Here is a 15,277-nt window from a genome sequence, read left to right as displayed (position 1 = left end):
TGAAAGTATCAACCCTTTGAAAATCATGGGTTTAGACATAAATGTGACACGTTACGACACACTAAGAAACACCTTACACTATACTGCGCGGTTATGACCGAAAAAGATAAACCTGCAAAAACGGCTCCGCGAGAGGTGCCACTACCGCGCACGTGGGATGCTCGCGCGGCGCGTTGGCTCGTCACTCCGCTCGTACCCACGCGCGTTACCCCGAATCACCTGACCACGCTGCGACTGCTGATTGGCGTTGCCGGCGGGTTCTATCTGGCGCGCGGCGGCTTTCTGCACGTCAATATTGGCGCATTTCTGATCGTATTGTCGAATTTTGTTGATCATACCGACGGCGAACTGGCGCGTATCAGCGGCAAAACCAGCCGTATCGGACATTTCTACGATCTCGCAGCGGACGCGCTCGTCACCGTCCTGCTGTTCTTCGGCATGGGCTACGGCCTCGGCGCCGTGGCCGGCCACACGGGCGCCGAATGGCGTGTGCCGCCGGCCGTGCTCGGCGGTATCGCGGGCGTTGCAGTCGCCATGATCTTTTTCCTGCGCATGCGCATCGAGGAAATGGCCGGCAAGGCGGGCACGCAGCAGGCGTTCGCCGGCGGTTTCGAGACTGAAGACGTGCTGTATCTGCTACCCCTTGTCACGCTGACGGGCGTGGTGTCGCCGTTCATTATCGCGGCTTCGATCGGGGCGCCGTTGTTCGCCATCTGGGTGGTGCTCGACTACGTGCGCGTGACGCGCCGTCAGCGCCCCGCCAAGGAAACCCCTCAGGTGTGGAGCAGCAGATGAGCTTGCAAGCAGAACAAGAACAGGTCGTAGCGCCTCCCGTCCCCGTTTCGGCCCGCGCCACACGCGCTGCGGCCGGCGAGCCGGACGGCGCGATCGGCCGCGCGCTGCAACCGTTGAACACCGCGCGCCTGCGCGCCGACTACGAGAGCCAGGGCTCGTTCCTGTATCTCTCCGATTTCCTGCCCGCCGACGCCACGCAACAGCTGATCGACGCGGCCAACGCGCTGCTCCCCGAAGTCAACCGCAACTATCTGCCGGGCCACAAGGCGGGCGGCAGCGTGAGCCGTCACACGATCGACCGCCTCGCGCCGTACATCGCCGAGCTTTACCGCTCGCCGCAACTGATCGCGTGGCTCGAAAAGATCACGGGCGACCGCCTGCAGCTTTCGCCCGAAGACGACCCGCACGCGTACGCACTGTATTACTACACGCGCGCCGGTGACCATATCGGCTGGCATTACGACACGTCGTATTACGACGGCCGCCGCTATACGGTGTTGCTCGGCGTGATCGACGAGTCGTCCTGCAAGCTCGATTACGAGCTGCACACGAAAGATTCGAACAAGGCCGACGAACCGGGCTCAGTGCAGTACCCGCCGGGCGCGCTCATCGTGTTCGACGGCGACAAGCTTCGTCATCGCGTCACGCCGAGCCTCGAAGGCGAAGTGCGCGTGTCGCTCACGCTCGAATACGTGACGAACCCGAACATGCGGCCGTGGCGGCGTTTCATCTCGAACATGAAGGACGCCATTGCGTACTTCGGTTTCCGCCAGGTGTTCCGCAAGGCGTTTGGAGGCAAGGCGTGAGCCGTGCTGCCATCCTGCTGCTGTCGGTCGGCACGGCACTCTTCATTGCGCTGCTCGCCTGGCAGGGCCTCGGCTCGGTAACGGGCGCGCTCGCGGCCGCCGGCTGGGGGCTCGTGCTCGTTGCCGCGTTCCACGTCGTGCCGCTCGCGCTCGACGCGGGTGCGATCGCCGTGCTTTTCGGCAAAGACGCACGCGTCGACCAGCGTGATGCGCTGCTCGCGCGCTGGACCGGCGAATCGGTCAACAGCCTGTTGCCGGCCGGCCAGATCGGCGGCCCCGTGGCGATGGTGCGCCAGCTTGCCCAACGCGGCATGTCGATGCGTGACGCGGCGGCGGCCATCACCGTGAGCACGACGCTGCAGGCCGTGGCGCAGATTGTGTTTGCCGTATTCGGCATCGTGCTTTTTTCGGCCTATGCCGCGAACGGCGCGCCGCGTGATCTCGGCGTCGCGGCGCTGATCGCGACCGCCGTGCTTGGCGGCCTGATCGCGCTGTTCTATGTCGCGCAGCGCCGTGGTCTGTTTGGCCGCCTGCTACGTCTGGCTTCGAAGGTATTCGGCAAGCGCGACTGGTCGGCGCTTGCCACGCGCGCCGATGCTGTCGACGAGGCCGTGAAGTCGCTTTACGCCGAGCGTGGCCGCGTGGCGGCCAGCTTCGCGCTGAGCCTCGCGGGCTGGCTCGTGGGCACGGTGGAAGTGTGGCTCGCGCTGCGCTTTCTCGGCCATCCCGTAGGCTGGATCGATGCGCTGCTGCTCGAGAGCATCGGTCAGGCCATTCGCGGTGCCGCTTTCGCCATTCCTGGCTCGCTGGGCGTGCAAGAGGGCGGTTACCTGCTGCTCGCGCCGCTCGTCGGCCTGCCGCCCGAGGCGGCGCTCGCGCTCTCGCTCGCCAAGCGCGCGCGCGAAATCCTGCTCGGCTTGCCGGGCCTGCTGTATCTGCATTTCAGCGAACGTAGCTGGCAACGCCGGCGCGCCTCGCGCGTCTGTGCTGTCGAAGTCGCCGATTGACCTTTTTTCTCCCAAGGAACGTTTGCGCATGCGCGCCATCATTCTCGCGGCAGGCCTTGGCCTGCGCCTTCAGCAACCGGCTGGAGATCAGTTTCCGAAATGTCTGCTGCAGTTCGAGGGCGTGACGCTGCTCGAACGCCATTTGCAATTCCTGGAAGAGGCGGGCGTGACGGAAGTCGTGCTCGCGCTCGGTTTCCAGCCTGAGCTGGTCGAGGCCGAACTCAAGCGCATCAGCTGGCCGCACAAGGTCGAGGTCGTGATGAATCCGCGCTTCGACCTGGGCAGCGTGCTCACGGTGCACCGCACGGCCGAGGCGCTCACGCGCGGCGGCGACGTGCTGCTCATGGACGCCGACGTGCTCTACGACGAGCGCGTGTTCGCGCCGCTCGTGGCAGGGGACGCGTCGGCCAACCGCCTGCTGATCGACCGCGACTTCGAAGCCGGCGACGAGCCCGTGAAGCTGTGCCTGCGCAACGGCGTGCCCGTCGAACTGCGCAAGCAACTGGCGGTCGGTCTGCAATACGACACGATCGGCGAGTCGGTGGGTTTCTTCCGCCTGAACGAAGCAACGGCGCGCCGCTTTGCGCAGATCGTCGAAGGTTATGTCGATACGGGCCGCGCGAACCTGCCGCACGAAGAAGCGCTGCGCGACCTGCTGCTCGAGCGCGGCAGCGAGTTCGAGACCGCGGACGTGACCGGCGCGCCGTGGATCGAGATCGACTTCCCCAACGACGTGACGCGCGCCGCGCAACAGGTGCTGCCGCAACTGCGTCCGGTGGTGAGCCGTGTGAAGCAGACGGCTGTCTGAAGCGCATCGGCGCGGATTGCTCGACGCTTGATGTCTGATTAGGCCGCGAGATCTGTCGCCGCTTGAAAGCGGCGGCGGGCTTCGCGGCTTTCACTTTTGCGCGTGTGATTGCATCGCGCCGCATCGGCAAAAGCGCGCCGCTTCATCTGTTGCAGGGTTCCCGTTTTCCGCAACAAGGGCCATAATGGCAGCTTTACGCCATCAGCCACGCTGATCGTCGTTCCTGCCCATGCCATTAGCCCTAGGCACATTCATCGTTCCGCTCATTGTCGCGTGCTCGATGTTCATGGAGAACGTGGACGGGACGGTCATCGTCACCTCGCTCCCCGCATTGGCCCGCGATCTCGGCCAGGACCCCATCACACTCAAGCTGGCCGTCACGAGCTACGTGATCGGCCTCGGCGTGTTCATTCCGATTTGCGGCTGGGTGGCCGATCGCTTCGGCTCGCGCAACGTGTTTCGCACGGCCATTGGCATCTTCATGGCGGGGTCGCTGCTGTGTGCGGCTTCGCGGTCGCTCGAGATGTTCGTGGCCGCCCGCTTCGTGCAGGGCATTGGCGGCGCGATGATGGTGCCGGTGGGCCGCATCATCATCTTCCGCTCGCTGCCCAAATCGGACTTCATTCGCGCGGTCAACTATCTCACGGTGCCCGCGTTGCTCGGGCCGGTCGTGGGGCCGCCGCTTGGCGGGTTCATCACCACGTATCTGCATTGGCGGCTGATTTTCTTCATCAACATTCCGATTGGCGTGCTCGGCATCTGGCTCGCGAACCGGCATATCGCGAACATGCACGAGGAGCACCCGGGCCGGCTCGACTGGGCGGGTTTCGTGCTCTCCGCGGGTGGGGCGTCGCTCTTCATGCTCGGCCTTTCGCTGGTGGGCGGCGAGCTTGTCGCCACCGGCACGGCAGTGACGATGTGTGTGATCGGCGCGTTGCTGCTGGGCGCCTATTGGTTGTATGCGCAACGTGTCGAGCGGCCCGTGCTCGATCTGAAGTTTCTGCGCATCCCCACGTTCAACGCGAGCGTGGCAGGCGGGTCGCTGTTTCGCATCGGGCTCGGCGCCGTGCCTTTTTTGTTACCGCTCACGCTGCAGGAAGGGCTCGGCATGACGGCGTTCGCTTCAGGCGCCATCACGTGTGCTTCGGCGTTCGGCTCGATCTTCATGAAAGCGATCGTTTCGCGCGTGCTCGGGCGCTTTGGCTTTCGCCGCACGCTCATGGTCAACGCGGTGCTCGCAGGAACGGCCATCGCAATTTGCGGCTCGTTTTCGCCTGGCATGCCGGTGTGGCTCATCTGGGTCATCGTGCTCGCGGGCGGGATCTTTCCTTCGCTGCAATTTACCGGCCTTAATTCGCTCGCCTATGCCGATATTCCAACGCGCGACATCGGTCGCGCCACGAGCGTGGCAAGCGTGATCCAGCAGGTGTCGCTCGGCCTCGGCGTGACGATTGCGGGCCTCGTGCTGCAGATTTCGCATCGCGTGCAAGGCCATCCGACCATCGTCTGGTCCGACTTCTGGCCCGCGTTTCTCGTGGTCGGGCTCTTTTCTGTGGCGTCGATTCCGGTGACGATGCGTTTGCCCGCGAATGCGGGAGAGGAAATTGCGCGCGGCCGGCGCGGCAAGGCGTGATGCAGGCTGGGGCGTTCGCTTTGCACAACTGTGGAATCAGCGGATCGCCGGATCGCAATCGTTTTCCTGGCGTGCTATAAGGCCAAGGCAGGTATCCGGTAGGCCCTACAAACCGAATCATGGGGTGCACTCAATGAAGCTGGTTGAAAAAACGAAAATTTCCGCTGCCACTCTCGCACTGCTTTCGCTATCCGCTTTGTCCACGGGCTTCCTCGAAGCCACACCGGCCTTTGCGAAGGACACGGCGCAACGCCCTGCGGTCCTCAACGCAGCGGCGGTGGCCGTTGCCGACAAGTACGCGGCCGACGCCGCCGAGCAGATCTTCAAGGAGGGCGGCAACGCCGTCGACGCGGCGGTCGCCATCGCCTTTTCGCTCGCCGTGACGTACCCGGAAGCCGGCAACATCGGCGGCGGCGGGTTCATGACGCTCTACGTGAACGGTAAACCGTACTTCCTCGACTATCGCGAGCGCGCGCCGCTCGCCGCCACGCGCACGATGTACCTCGACGACAAGGGCAACGTGATCGAGGGCAAGAGTCTGTATGGCTACGACGCCGTGGGCGTGCCGGGCACCGTGGAGGGCATGTGGGAAGCGCAGAAGCGCTTCGGCAAGCTGCCGTGGAAGCAGGTGCTCGCGCCCGCAATCAAGTACGCCCGCGACGGTTTTGTCGTCGATGAGCAGCTTGCCAAGCGCCGCGAGGCCGCAGAGAAGGACTTTGCCGGCAAGACCAACTTCGACGAATACTTCGGCGACCTGAAGGAGGGCGTGACGTTCAAGCAGCCCGATCTCGCCAATGTGCTCACGCGCATTGCGAACCAGGGCGCGAAGGACTTCTACGACGGCAAGACCGCCGACTTGATCGCCGCCTCGATGAAGGGTCATGGCCTCATCACGAAGCGCGATCTGCAGGAGTACAAGGCCGTGTGGCGTCAGCCGGTCGAGGCGAAGTGGAACGGCTATGAAATCATCACCGCGCCGCCTCCGAGTTCGGGTGGCGTGGGCCTCGTGCAGCTGCTCAAGATGAAGGCGATGCTCGCGCCGCAGTTCAAGGACGTGCCGCTCAATTCGCCGCAGTACATCCACCTGATCTCGGAGATCGAGAAACGCGTGTTCGCGGATCGCGCGCAATATCTCGGCGACCCCGACTTCTACAAGGTGCCGGTCGCGCAGCTCACCGACGACGCGTACCTCGCGAAGCGCGCCGCCGAAGTCGATCCGGACAAGCCTTCCGACACCAAGAGCGTGCAGCCGGGCCTCGGCACCTCGATGCCGGAAAAGGCGGAAACGACGCACTTCTCGGTGGTCGACAAGTGGGGCAATGCCGTCTCGAACACGTACACGATCAACGGCTACTTCGGCTCAGGCGTGGTCGTGCCGGGCGCCGGCATCGTGCTCAACGACGAGATGGACGATTTCGCATCCAAGCCGGGCGTGCCGAACATGTTCGGCGTGGTGGGCAGCGACGCGAACGCGATCCAGCCGAAGAAGCGTCCGCTGTCGTCGATGACGCCGACCATTCTCACGAAGGACGGCAAGGTGGCGCTCGTGATCGGCACGCCGGGCGGTTCGCGCATCTTCACGTCGATCTTCCAGGTGATCAACAACAACTACGACTTCGACATGCCGTTGAAGGACGCGGTGGCGGCGATGCGCTTCCACCACCAGTTGCTGCCGCCCAACACGATTTTCTGGGAGCCGTACCAGCCCATCGACGGTGAACTCGCCAAGCAGGTCGAGGCGAAGGGCTACGTGCTGAAGGGCCAGAGCTTCAATGGCGACATTCAGGCGATCCGTATCAACGGCGATACGCCCGACGCGGTTTCCGATCCGCGCGGCCGCGGCGTGTCGCGCTTGATCCAGTAAAACCGCGATGCCGATGCGAAACCATGCGCCGCGCATGAAAGCTAACCATTTCGCATCGGCAACCTGGCATGGGGTGGCAAAAGTTTGCATGACGTGAGCGTTTGTCCTCAAATTTGGGGATGCCGCGCGGTTATTCATCGCGTACTATGCAACCTCCGGCGGAAGACAGCCCTTTGCCGGCGTGTGTTTTTCTTGGGGCGGCGTTTGCCGCCCCATTTTCTTTTCGGCACTTCCGTTCCACAGCTACACGGCTGTACAGCTTCACAGTCAGACCGCATATTGAATTCGTCAGGCGAGGTTCGTTTGGTTCTGACGTTTGCGCCGCCATGCAAGTGAGGCGCGCGCCCACTTCTCGTTGTACCTGAGCATGGACCTGACGAGCCGCGAACTCGCGTTGATCGCCGATGTCTTCAAGCTGCTGGCCGACCATATCCTGCCGGAGGGCGCGTTGCGCCTCGAGGTGGGGCGGCGTCTGCTCGAACTGCTGCGCGCCGATGGCCTGCATGCGAGCGCGGATCTGTTCATCTGGTCGGGCGAAGAGAATCTCGATCATCTGCGCGTTCGGCGCGGCAAGCGGAGCGAGCCTTTTTCCGATCGGGAACGGGTGCTGTTCGATCTGTTGCGTCCGGCCTTCATCGCTGCACTGGCGCGCTCGCGCGCGCAGGCGGCGCACGCTCAGCCGACGCAAGGCGAGACATCCGCCGCAGATAACGAAGCGATCAGCCGCTTGACGCGGCGCGAGCGCGACGTGGTCGCGCTCGTGGTGGAAGGCCTGCTCGACAAGGAGATCGCCGAGCGGCTAGGCATTTCTTATACGACCGTGCGCACGCATCTCGATCGTTCGTTTCAGAAGCTCGGCGTCACCAACCGCTCGCGCCTCGCGCGCCTCGTGCAGTCGGCGCAGCGCTAAGGCGCGCTGCGTTTTCCTTTATTTCGGCGGGGCCGCCGAAACGTTCTCACCCGCCGCATCGATCAAGCCGACGCAGGTTTGCGCGTTGCCGATCCGCTCGATCGCGAGCAGCGCAAAGCGCGCGAGAAAGAGCGAGCCGTTGGCTTCGCCCAGATTGGTCACGGTCTTGCACAAGTGCGTGTAGACGGTGTCGAGTTCGCTGTCGGTCATGGCTATCTCCATCTGTACTTGATTGCGCCAGCGCTCAGGCGCACAGCGCATGGTCGAGGGCGGCGAGCGCTTGCGCGGCGACCGTGCCGGCGTCGCCGTGCCAGCGGCCGAGCACGTGGCCGTCCGGGCGCACGAGGTAGAGCGTGCCGGGCTGCGCGCCGTACATCGGGAACAGGCGTCCCGTGTGGTCCCAGCCGCTGCGGCATGGCGTATCGGCACTCTGGCGCTGCGCGAGCGGTACCAGCGCGAACGGCAGCGCGCGTGCGGCCAGCGTCGTTTCGAGCGCGGCGATCGGGGCGGGCGTTGCGCCATCCTCGCTGAAGTAGAACGCCGTGAAGCACGGCGCGATCAAGTCGGTCACGTGGCCTGCGCGCGCGCCTGCCTGATCGACGATCGTGAGCGGGCATTCGGGCAGCACCGTGCCCGGCGCGGGACCGTTTGCGAAGGCGTCGGAGGCCGCATTGAGCGGCGAGGCCGTGTAGGCGATGGCCGAAGTCTGGCGCGGATTGATCAGCGAGCGCACGGCGGCGTGCTCGCGCGCGAGGCTCAGCACGGCGGTGCGCATCAGATCGAAGGCGAACGACGGCGGCGCCATGAATTCCGTGCTCTTCGTGCCGTAGCTCAAGTTTTCGTGCGCGGCGTAGACGCGCTCGTCGGAGTAGCTGTCGAGCAACGCGTCGCTCGCGAGCCCCTTCACGACATAGGCGAGTTTCCACGCCAGATTGTCGGCGTCGTCGATGCCCGAGTTCGCGCCGCGCACGCCGAAGATCGGCACGAGGTGCGCCGCGTCGCCCGCGAACAGCACGCGGCCGTGGCGATAGCGCTCGAGCGTGAGTGCGTTGGCCTTGTAGATCGTGATCCAGACCGGCGACCACGACGCCTTCTCGCCCATCATGTCGAGCAGGCTCTGCACGCGCGGCATGACGTTTTCGGGTTTGATTGCCTCGTCGGCGTCCTCGCCGTCGCGCAGCTGATAGTCGATGCGCCACACGTTGTCGGGCTGCTTGTGGACGAGCACGGTCGAGCCGGGATTCGAGGCCGGATCGAAATACGCGAGGCGCTCCGTAGGCCGCGCGCTGTCGAGCAGGATGTCGACGATCACATAGCGACCCTCGTAGCTCGTGCCCTGGAGCTTCAGGCCGAGCGCTTCGCGCACCGTGCTGCGGCCGCCGTCCGCGGCGATGAGCCAGTCGGTCTGCGCGGTGTAGTCGCCTGCGGGCGAGGAGAGCGAGAGCGTGGCGCCGTGCGCGTCTTCCTGCAGGGCCGTGACTCTCGTTTGCCAGCGAATGTCGATCAGGTCGGCGTGCTGTTCGGCAGCATCGAGCAGAAACTGCTCGATGTGGTACTGCGCGAGGTTGACCATCGGCGGCAGCTTCTGGTTTTCGTCCTGCGGCATCGTGAAGTGCAGCACTTCGTCGTTGCGATAGAAGCTGCGCCCACCCGTCCACGGCAGGCCTTTGGCGAGGAAACCGTCGAGCGCGCCAAGGCGTTCGATGATTTCGAGGCTGCGGCGCGAGATGCAGATCGCGCGGCTGCCGTAGCAGACCGACTCGTCGGCTTCGATCAGCACCGAGTGCACGCCGTGCTTCGCGAGACCGAGCGCGATGGCGAGGCCTACCGGGCCGCCGCCGACGATCGTCACGGCGTGGCGCTGGGCTTCACGGCCGCCTTCGAGTACGGGCAGGCGCGCGGCGTACTGCTTCGCCTCGAACGGATAAGGTTTGAATTCGGCGCTCATGGGGAATGCGTCTCCATACGTAAGTCTTGTGCTTGCCGGCTTGCCCCGAGCGGAGGCGCTGGCGATGAAGGCAGTATGGAGCGCGAGGCGCGGCCCGCTGTCCTCAATTTGGGTACAGGAGGCTTACGGCAGGAGACGAGGGTTTGCGGCGGTGAACTAGCTCTGATCCGTCGCCAGACATAGCGCAAAGAGCTGGCGCTGGCTCGAAATCCCCAGCCGCTGGTACGCGCGTTTCTGATAAGTCACGACGCTGCTGGGCTTCACGCCCATGCATTCGGCGATTTCAACGGCGCTGCGTCCTTCGAGCACGCCGCGCAGGGCGTCGAGTTCGCGTTTGGACAGCGTGGGGCAGAGCCCGCGCAGGCGCGCAAGCATCATCTGAGGAATGCCGAGCTGGCTCTGGCCGCGAATCGTGTAGTGATGCCGCGCCGACTCGCCGATCAGCGGCGCGAGCGATTCGACCAGTTCGACTTCGGCCGGCTGAAAATTCCCGGCGTCGCTTTCGCGGTACAGGTTCACGGAAAGCCAGATATCGGCGGCCGGCTGCAGCAGCAGCGAGAGCCGGTCGGACACGTTGGGCGTGGCGTAGCACGCGGTGCGGTAACCGTCGTGCGCGATATCGGCGCTGCTTTGCCAGTGCAGCACGAGCGACGAGCCCGGCTTGTCGGCCGAACCGCCGTTGACGATCTGCTGATTGCCGTCGAGCGCGTAGAAGAGGCGCGCGTAAGTGTCGGCGACGTCGCGCAGGAAGCGCCCGCCGCGATGATCGGCCACGGAAACCGTGCGCGGGCGGTTGCCGAATTCGTACGCGAACACCGTGCATTGCGTGACCGACGTCGCCGGGCCGAGCATGTTCAGCACTTCGGCGGCGAGCGCGTTGGCGTCGTCGCGGCCGATAGCCGAAACGAGGCTGGTGACGCGCGAGAGGTCGAATTGACCTGCCTGCCTCGGTCGATCGAGATGCCAGTAACGCATGTTTCTTAACGGAAAACGGCTAAAAAGGCGACTTTTACGAGATTAGCATCGTTTCGCACTAGCGCGAAAGCGCCTGCAGCGGGGCCGGATCGGCCTGCGGGGCGCCCTCGTAAGCTTTGCGTCAACGTAAGCAGGGAACGGCACGTTGGGGTAATCTCCACCCTCGGCCGGCGCGATATTCGCGTCATGTTTCCTTACCTGAACATCCCTGCGCGCAGGTTATCTCCAAATGTTGACGCTCCCCACCGCGATTCCACCCGATTTCGGCGCCGGAGCGGTCTTTCTCAGCGTACTCGTCACGCAACTGGGCGTGCCCGTGCCGGCCGCGCCGGTGCTGATTCTCGCGGGCACGATGGCAGCGGGCGGCGAGACATCCTACACAAGCCTGTTGCTGGCGGCCGTAATCGCGACGCTGCTGGCCGATTCGCTGTGGTTCGCCGCGGGCCGCAAGCGTGGGCGGCGTCTGCTCAATGGGCTCGTGCGCTTTTCGCTGTCGCTGGACACCACCATCCGCATCGCGCGCAATGTATTCGAGCGCTACGGCGCGCCCATTCTCGCGGTGGCGAAGTTCGTACCGGGGCTCGGCCTGATTTCCGCGCCGCTGCTCGGTACGACAACGGTGGCCGTGCATGTCTTCCTGCTTTGGGACACGGTTGGCGCGGCGTTGTGGGCGGGCACCTGGTTGCTCGGCGGCGCGGCGCTGCATGCCGAAATCGTGCGTTTCGCGGCGTTCGTGCGTGCGAACGGCATGACAATCTTCGACGTGCTCGCCGCGGCGGGCGTGCTGTTCCTTGGCTGGCGCTGGCTGCGGCGCATGCAGTTCCGCCACTGGCTTGCCACGCATCGTATTTCGCCCGATCAGCTCGACGAGATGATGAAGTCGAGCGCGCCGCCCATCGTGCTCGACGCGCGCCCGCAAACCGTGCGCGAGAAAGAGGCCTACCGGATTCCAGGCGCGCGGCCGCTGAATCTCGAATCGAGCGAAGAACTGTCGCCCGAGTTGCTCGGGCGTCCGATCGTCGTGTACTGCGTGTGCCCGAACGAAGCGACGGCCAAGCGCATCGTCGATCAGTTGCGCAACAAGCACATCTACCATGCGCGCGCGCTCAGGGGCGGCCTCGACGCCTGGGAGCGCCACGGTTATCCGGTCGAGCCGCTGTCCAACGAGTTCCACGCCGCGCATGAACATGCCGATGAACTCGAAGCGGGCGAGGAACCGGAATACACCGTGCGGGCAAGCCTTTCCAAATAACGGTCGTTCCGCCGCGCGCCGCCCGGCGCGCGGTGCTCCCTAGGCGCGCTGCCTGCGCGAGCCGCCGCCCACGTTCTGTCCCGCGTCGCGCGCCATCTGCGCGTACCCCCACACCGAAATCAGCGTGAGCACGCCGGCGCCGAGAAAGGCGAGCCGGAAGTCGTCGAGCGTGAACACATGGCCGGTCGTTTCGCCGTTGACGTGCGCGGCCACCCGCAGCGCGAGCGCGCCGAATGCAATGCCAAGGCCAATGGTCATCTGCGCCGCCGCGCTCCAGAGCGTGCTGGCCGCGCTCATCTGCGGCTGCGCGACATCGGCGTAGGCGAGCGTTGCGAGGGTGGAAAACTGCATCGAGCGCGTCACGCCGTACACGAACACGACGATCAGCACGATGGCGAGCGGCGTGCCGGGCGTGAGCAGGCCGCACGCGATCAACGAGACGCCCGCCACGCTCACGTCCACAACCGAAACGAGCCGGAAGCCCCAGCGTTCCAGAATGCGCGTGGTGAGCGCCTTCATGCCGAGATTGCCGAGCGCGCTCGCGAGCAGCAGCAGGCCGGACTTGAACGCGGAGAGACCGAAGCCGATCTGGAACATCAGCGGCATCAGATAAGGCGCCGCGCCGATGCCGATACGCGTGATCGAGCCGGTCACGATCGTGACGGAAAACGTCGGGACCTTCAGCGTGGAAACATCGACGAGCGGATGCGGATGACGCTTCGCATGCACGAACGCGACGACGCCGATCGCGACGCCCGCCGCAACGATCGCCACCGCGCGCCACGGATTCTGGCCAACCTGACTCGCGAGTTCCGCGCCGTAGAGAATGGCGGTCAGCGACGCCCCGCTCAGCACGAGGCCCGTAACATCGAGCGGCCGGCGCTGCTCGCCGCGCAGGTTCGGCACGATCGCGGCGATGGCCGCGAGCACGGCAATGCCGAACGGCACGTTCAGCAGAAAGATCCAGCGCCACGACGCGTAGGTCGTAATGAAGCCGCCGATCGGCGGTCCCACCACGGGTGCGGCGATGGCGGGCCAGGTGATCGTCGAGATCGCCTGCATGAGCTTGCTTTTCTCGGTGCTGCGCACGACGACCATGCGCCCGACCGGCACCATCATCGCGCCGCCGATGCCTTGCAGAATGCGCGCGGCCACGAACTCGTCGACGTTCTGCGAGATCCCGCACAGCACGGACGCGACCGTGAACGTGACCACGGCGCCGAAGAACACGGTGCGCGCGCCGCAGCGGTCCGCCACCCAGCCGCTGGCCGGAATGAAGATGGCGAGCGCGAGCATATAGGCGGTCACGCCGAGGCTCAGGCTATTCGGACCGATGCCGAACGAGCGCGCCATCTGCGGCAGCGCCGTGGCGATGACGGTCGTGTCCAGATACTCCATGAAGAACGTGGCGGCGACGAGGTACGGCAGCCAGCCGACGCCGGAAGAACGTTGCGCGGGAGCGGTCATTGCGCCTCCGCGCAGGAGAGGGGAATCAACGTCATCGTGGTGCGGGTCCTGTGCGGTCTGCGGGCGAATTGTGGCGACTCGTGCCGATCGGAATCGTGCGGACCGGATCGTGAAGCCAAAAGCCCGTAGCGAAAGGCGACAGTTTCCAATACGCAAAAGCATCTGTACAGCCGCGCGGCGGGCGGCGGCCCTGTGAGACCTTCGCGGCAAGCCCAAATCGAAGCGCGTAGACTCGTGCGCTGTCGGCATCTCATCGTCAACTCCCTTGATCAATGGAGGATCGGAAATGGAATACCGTTTTCTGGGTGCGTCTGGAATGAAGGTGCCGGTGCTGAGTTTCGGCACCGGCACGTTCGGCGGCAAAGGCGAGTTCTTCGAGGCCTGGGGCGCAACCGACGTTGCCGAAGCGCGAAAGCTCATCGACATTTGCCTCGACGCCGGCGTGACGATGTTCGATACCGCGGATATCTATTCGAGCGGCGCGTCGGAGTCGGTGCTCGGCGAAGCGCTCAAGGGGCGCCGCGACAAGGCGATCATCTCGACCAAGGCGACCTTCCGCTTCGACGACGAACCCAATAACGTGGGCTCGTCGCGCTTTCACCTGAAGCGCGCGGTTGACGCGGCGCTCAAACGTCTGCAGACCGACCATATCGACCTGTTCCAGTTGCATGGTTTCGATGCGCGCACACCGGCCGAGGAAGTGCTGTCCACGCTCGATGAACTCGTGCGCGCGGGCAAGATTCTCTATACGGGCGTGTCGAACTTCTCGGGCTGGCACCTGATGAAATCGCTGGCGGTGGCCGATCGCTACGGCTACCCGCGGTACGTCGCGAACCAGACGTACTACTCGCTGATCGGCCGCGACTACGAGTGGGAATTGATGCCGCTCGGGCTCGATCAGGGCGTGGGCGCCGTGGTGTGGAGCCCGCTGGGCTGGGGGCGTTTGACGGGCAAGATCCGGCGCGGCCAGCCGCTGCCGGAGAAGAGCCGTCTGCATAAAACGGCGGAGCAGGGTCCGCCGGTGCCGGACGAATACCTCTTTCGCGTGCTCGACGCCATCGACGAGATCGCGAAGGAAACCGGCAAGACCGTGCCGCAGATTGCATTGAACTGGCTGCTGCAGCGCCCGACGGTCGCGACGGTGCTGATCGGCGCGCGCGACGAGGCGCAGTTGCGCCAGAACCTCGGTGCGGTCGGCTGGAATCTCACGCCCGAACAGGTCGCGAAGCTCGACGCCGCGAGCGCCGTGCGCCCTGTTTATCCCTACTGGCACCAGGAGGGGTTCGCCGAGCGCAATCCGTCGCCGGTTTGACGAGAGTCTTCGCTGAGCGAGGTTGCCTCAAGCCGCTTCGGCCTGGCGCAGGATCTGGGTCGCGCCCAGATGCAGCGCCAGGGCGAAGAACTCGCGTTCCGCGAGATTGAGTGTCTTCGCGGCGGCCATTGCGCGGTAATGGTCTTCGGGGTGCAGGAACAGCTTGACTTCGACTTTCGACTGACAGTTCTGCGCGGACTCCACGGATGCTTCTCCTTCGGTAACCGGGCGCTCGGCCCGTGACGGGTGCGAAGCCCATTACCGGGCGTCCATACGCGCAAAGGCGCGCGCCGTGTACCGCGATGTAAGCAGCGGTATGAAACGGCGATGACGCGGAGTGGGCCTTGAAAGTTCGCCTGCCTGGGCGCGTGCGCGACGGCAGGACACGCGCGCTGAACTAGCGAAGCGTGGGACGACGCAATGCGCCGGTAGTGCGATTGAAGCCGGGATGAGACAGGTGATGCGACGGCGGGGCAACGTGCTGCATAAGCGACCAACCT

14 protein-coding genes are annotated in these 15,277 nt (G+C 64.9%); 9 read left to right on the top strand and 5 right to left on the bottom strand.

Annotated features, from left to right (window positions below; translation table 11 throughout):
* Positions 1-93: 93 nt before the first annotated feature.
* The 7 genes from U5A65_RS13440 to U5A65_RS13410 all read left to right on the top strand — a co-directional run bounded on the left by U5A65_RS13440 (position 94) and on the right by U5A65_RS13410 (position 7,823).
* On the top strand, positions 94-795 hold the full coding sequence (locus tag U5A65_RS13440) for a CDP-alcohol phosphatidyltransferase family protein (RefSeq protein ID WP_321946519.1): 702 nt from the start codon (positions 94-96) through the stop codon (positions 793-795).
* Positions 792-1,601 carry a 2OG-Fe(II) oxygenase gene (locus U5A65_RS13435; RefSeq protein ID WP_321946518.1) on the top strand — a complete coding sequence of 270 codons (810 nt, stop codon included), beginning with the start codon at positions 792-794 and terminating at the stop codon, positions 1,599-1,601. Before U5A65_RS13440 ends, U5A65_RS13435 begins: the two co-directional genes overlap by 4 nt.
* Positions 1,598-2,608, top strand: a complete 1,011-nt coding sequence (locus U5A65_RS13430) for a flippase-like domain-containing protein (RefSeq protein ID WP_321910816.1) — start codon at positions 1,598-1,600, stop codon at positions 2,606-2,608. The genes U5A65_RS13435 and U5A65_RS13430 overlap by 4 nt, the downstream gene beginning before the upstream one ends.
* 28 nt (positions 2,609-2,636) lie before the next feature.
* Positions 2,637-3,416 carry a phosphocholine cytidylyltransferase family protein gene (locus U5A65_RS13425; RefSeq protein ID WP_321946517.1) on the top strand — a complete coding sequence of 260 codons (780 nt, stop codon included), beginning with the start codon at positions 2,637-2,639 and terminating at the stop codon, positions 3,414-3,416.
* A 229-nt stretch (positions 3,417-3,645) separates the two neighbouring features.
* A complete protein-coding gene (locus tag U5A65_RS13420; protein ID WP_321910821.1) occupies positions 3,646-5,049 on the top strand; it encodes an MFS transporter in 1,404 nt (467 codons plus the stop codon).
* A gap of 133 nt (positions 5,050-5,182) precedes the next feature.
* Positions 5,183-6,913, top strand: coding sequence for a gamma-glutamyltransferase (gene ggt / locus U5A65_RS13415; protein WP_321910823.1), 1,731 nt, complete (start codon positions 5,183-5,185; stop codon positions 6,911-6,913).
* Between the two features lie 367 nt (positions 6,914-7,280).
* Positions 7,281-7,823: a helix-turn-helix transcriptional regulator gene (locus tag U5A65_RS13410; RefSeq protein WP_321910825.1), complete on the top strand. Its 543-nt coding sequence runs from the start codon at positions 7,281-7,283 to the stop codon at positions 7,821-7,823.
* A gap of 18 nt (positions 7,824-7,841) precedes the next feature.
* Here U5A65_RS13410 and U5A65_RS13405 read toward each other — a convergent pair whose 3' ends face one another.
* From U5A65_RS13405 to U5A65_RS13395, 3 genes are all read right to left on the bottom strand, one after another.
* Positions 7,842-8,033, bottom strand: a complete 192-nt coding sequence (locus tag U5A65_RS13405; protein WP_321946516.1) for a hypothetical protein — start codon at positions 8,031-8,033, stop codon at positions 7,842-7,844.
* A 34-nt stretch (positions 8,034-8,067) separates the two neighbouring features.
* Positions 8,068-9,771, bottom strand: coding sequence for an FAD-dependent oxidoreductase (locus U5A65_RS13400; RefSeq protein WP_321946515.1), 1,704 nt, complete (start codon positions 9,769-9,771; stop codon positions 8,068-8,070).
* 156 nt (positions 9,772-9,927) lie between these two features.
* A complete protein-coding gene (locus U5A65_RS13395; RefSeq protein WP_321910829.1) occupies positions 9,928-10,746 on the bottom strand; it encodes a helix-turn-helix transcriptional regulator in 819 nt (272 codons plus the stop codon).
* Positions 10,747-10,975: 229 nt separating this feature from the next.
* On the opposite strand from U5A65_RS13395, the gene U5A65_RS13390 reads away from it, so the two are divergent.
* The gene (locus tag U5A65_RS13390; RefSeq protein WP_321946514.1) at positions 10,976-11,998 is read left to right on the top strand and encodes a VTT domain-containing protein; all 1,023 of its coding nucleotides are present in this window, start codon (positions 10,976-10,978) and stop codon (positions 11,996-11,998) included.
* 39 nt (positions 11,999-12,037) lie between these two features.
* On the opposite strand, the gene U5A65_RS13385 is transcribed toward U5A65_RS13390, so the two are convergent.
* Positions 12,038-13,465, bottom strand: a complete 1,428-nt coding sequence (locus U5A65_RS13385) for an MFS transporter (protein ID WP_321910831.1) — start codon at positions 13,463-13,465, stop codon at positions 12,038-12,040.
* Positions 13,466-13,751: 286 nt separating this feature from the next.
* On the opposite strand from U5A65_RS13385, the gene U5A65_RS13380 reads away from it, so the two are divergent.
* Positions 13,752-14,777, top strand: coding sequence for an aldo/keto reductase (locus U5A65_RS13380; RefSeq protein ID WP_321910833.1), 1,026 nt, complete (start codon positions 13,752-13,754; stop codon positions 14,775-14,777).
* A gap of 27 nt (positions 14,778-14,804) precedes the next feature.
* On the opposite strand, the gene U5A65_RS13375 is transcribed toward U5A65_RS13380, so the two are convergent.
* Positions 14,805-14,981 (bottom strand): hypothetical protein, encoded by a 177-nt coding sequence (locus tag U5A65_RS13375; RefSeq protein ID WP_321910834.1) that lies wholly within the window; start codon positions 14,979-14,981, stop codon positions 14,805-14,807.
* Positions 14,982-15,277: the final 296 nt, after the last annotated feature.

The organism is Paraburkholderia sp. J10-1 (genome assembly GCF_905220165.1).
In the GTDB taxonomy this organism is placed as follows: domain Bacteria; phylum Pseudomonadota; class Gammaproteobacteria; order Burkholderiales; family Burkholderiaceae; genus Paraburkholderia.
Note: the sequence above shows the minus strand (reverse complement) of the source record. Positions and strands in the feature narration are given on the sequence as shown.

Bases quoted from the DNA above. Each gene is read 5' to 3' on its own strand.
- U5A65_RS13410 (WP_321910825.1), top strand. From the start codon at position 7,281: ATGGACCTGACGAGCCGCGAACTCGCGTTGATCGCCGATGTCTTCAAG.
- U5A65_RS13420 (WP_321910821.1), top strand. From the start codon at position 3,646: ATGCCATTAGCCCTAGGCACATTCATCGTTCCGCTCATTGTCGCGTGC.
- ggt (WP_321910823.1), top strand. From the start codon at position 5,183: ATGAAGCTGGTTGAAAAAACGAAAATTTCCGCTGCCACTCTCGCACTG.
- U5A65_RS13385 (WP_321910831.1), bottom strand. From the start codon at position 13,465: ATGACCGCTCCCGCGCAACGTTCTTCCGGCGTCGGCTGGCTGCCGTAC.
- U5A65_RS13440 (WP_321946519.1), top strand. From the start codon at position 94: ATGACCGAAAAAGATAAACCTGCAAAAACGGCTCCGCGAGAGGTGCCA.
- U5A65_RS13395 (WP_321910829.1), bottom strand. From the start codon at position 10,746: ATGCGTTACTGGCATCTCGATCGACCGAGGCAGGCAGGTCAATTCGAC.
- U5A65_RS13400 (WP_321946515.1), bottom strand. From the start codon at position 9,771: ATGAGCGCCGAATTCAAACCTTATCCGTTCGAGGCGAAGCAGTACGCC.
- U5A65_RS13380 (WP_321910833.1), top strand. From the start codon at position 13,752: ATGGAATACCGTTTTCTGGGTGCGTCTGGAATGAAGGTGCCGGTGCTG.
- U5A65_RS13390 (WP_321946514.1), top strand. From the start codon at position 10,976: ATGTTGACGCTCCCCACCGCGATTCCACCCGATTTCGGCGCCGGAGCG.
- U5A65_RS13425 (WP_321946517.1), top strand. From the start codon at position 2,637: ATGCGCGCCATCATTCTCGCGGCAGGCCTTGGCCTGCGCCTTCAGCAA.
- U5A65_RS13405 (WP_321946516.1), bottom strand. From the start codon at position 8,033: ATGACCGACAGCGAACTCGACACCGTCTACACGCACTTGTGCAAGACC.
- U5A65_RS13435 (WP_321946518.1), top strand. From the start codon at position 792: ATGAGCTTGCAAGCAGAACAAGAACAGGTCGTAGCGCCTCCCGTCCCC.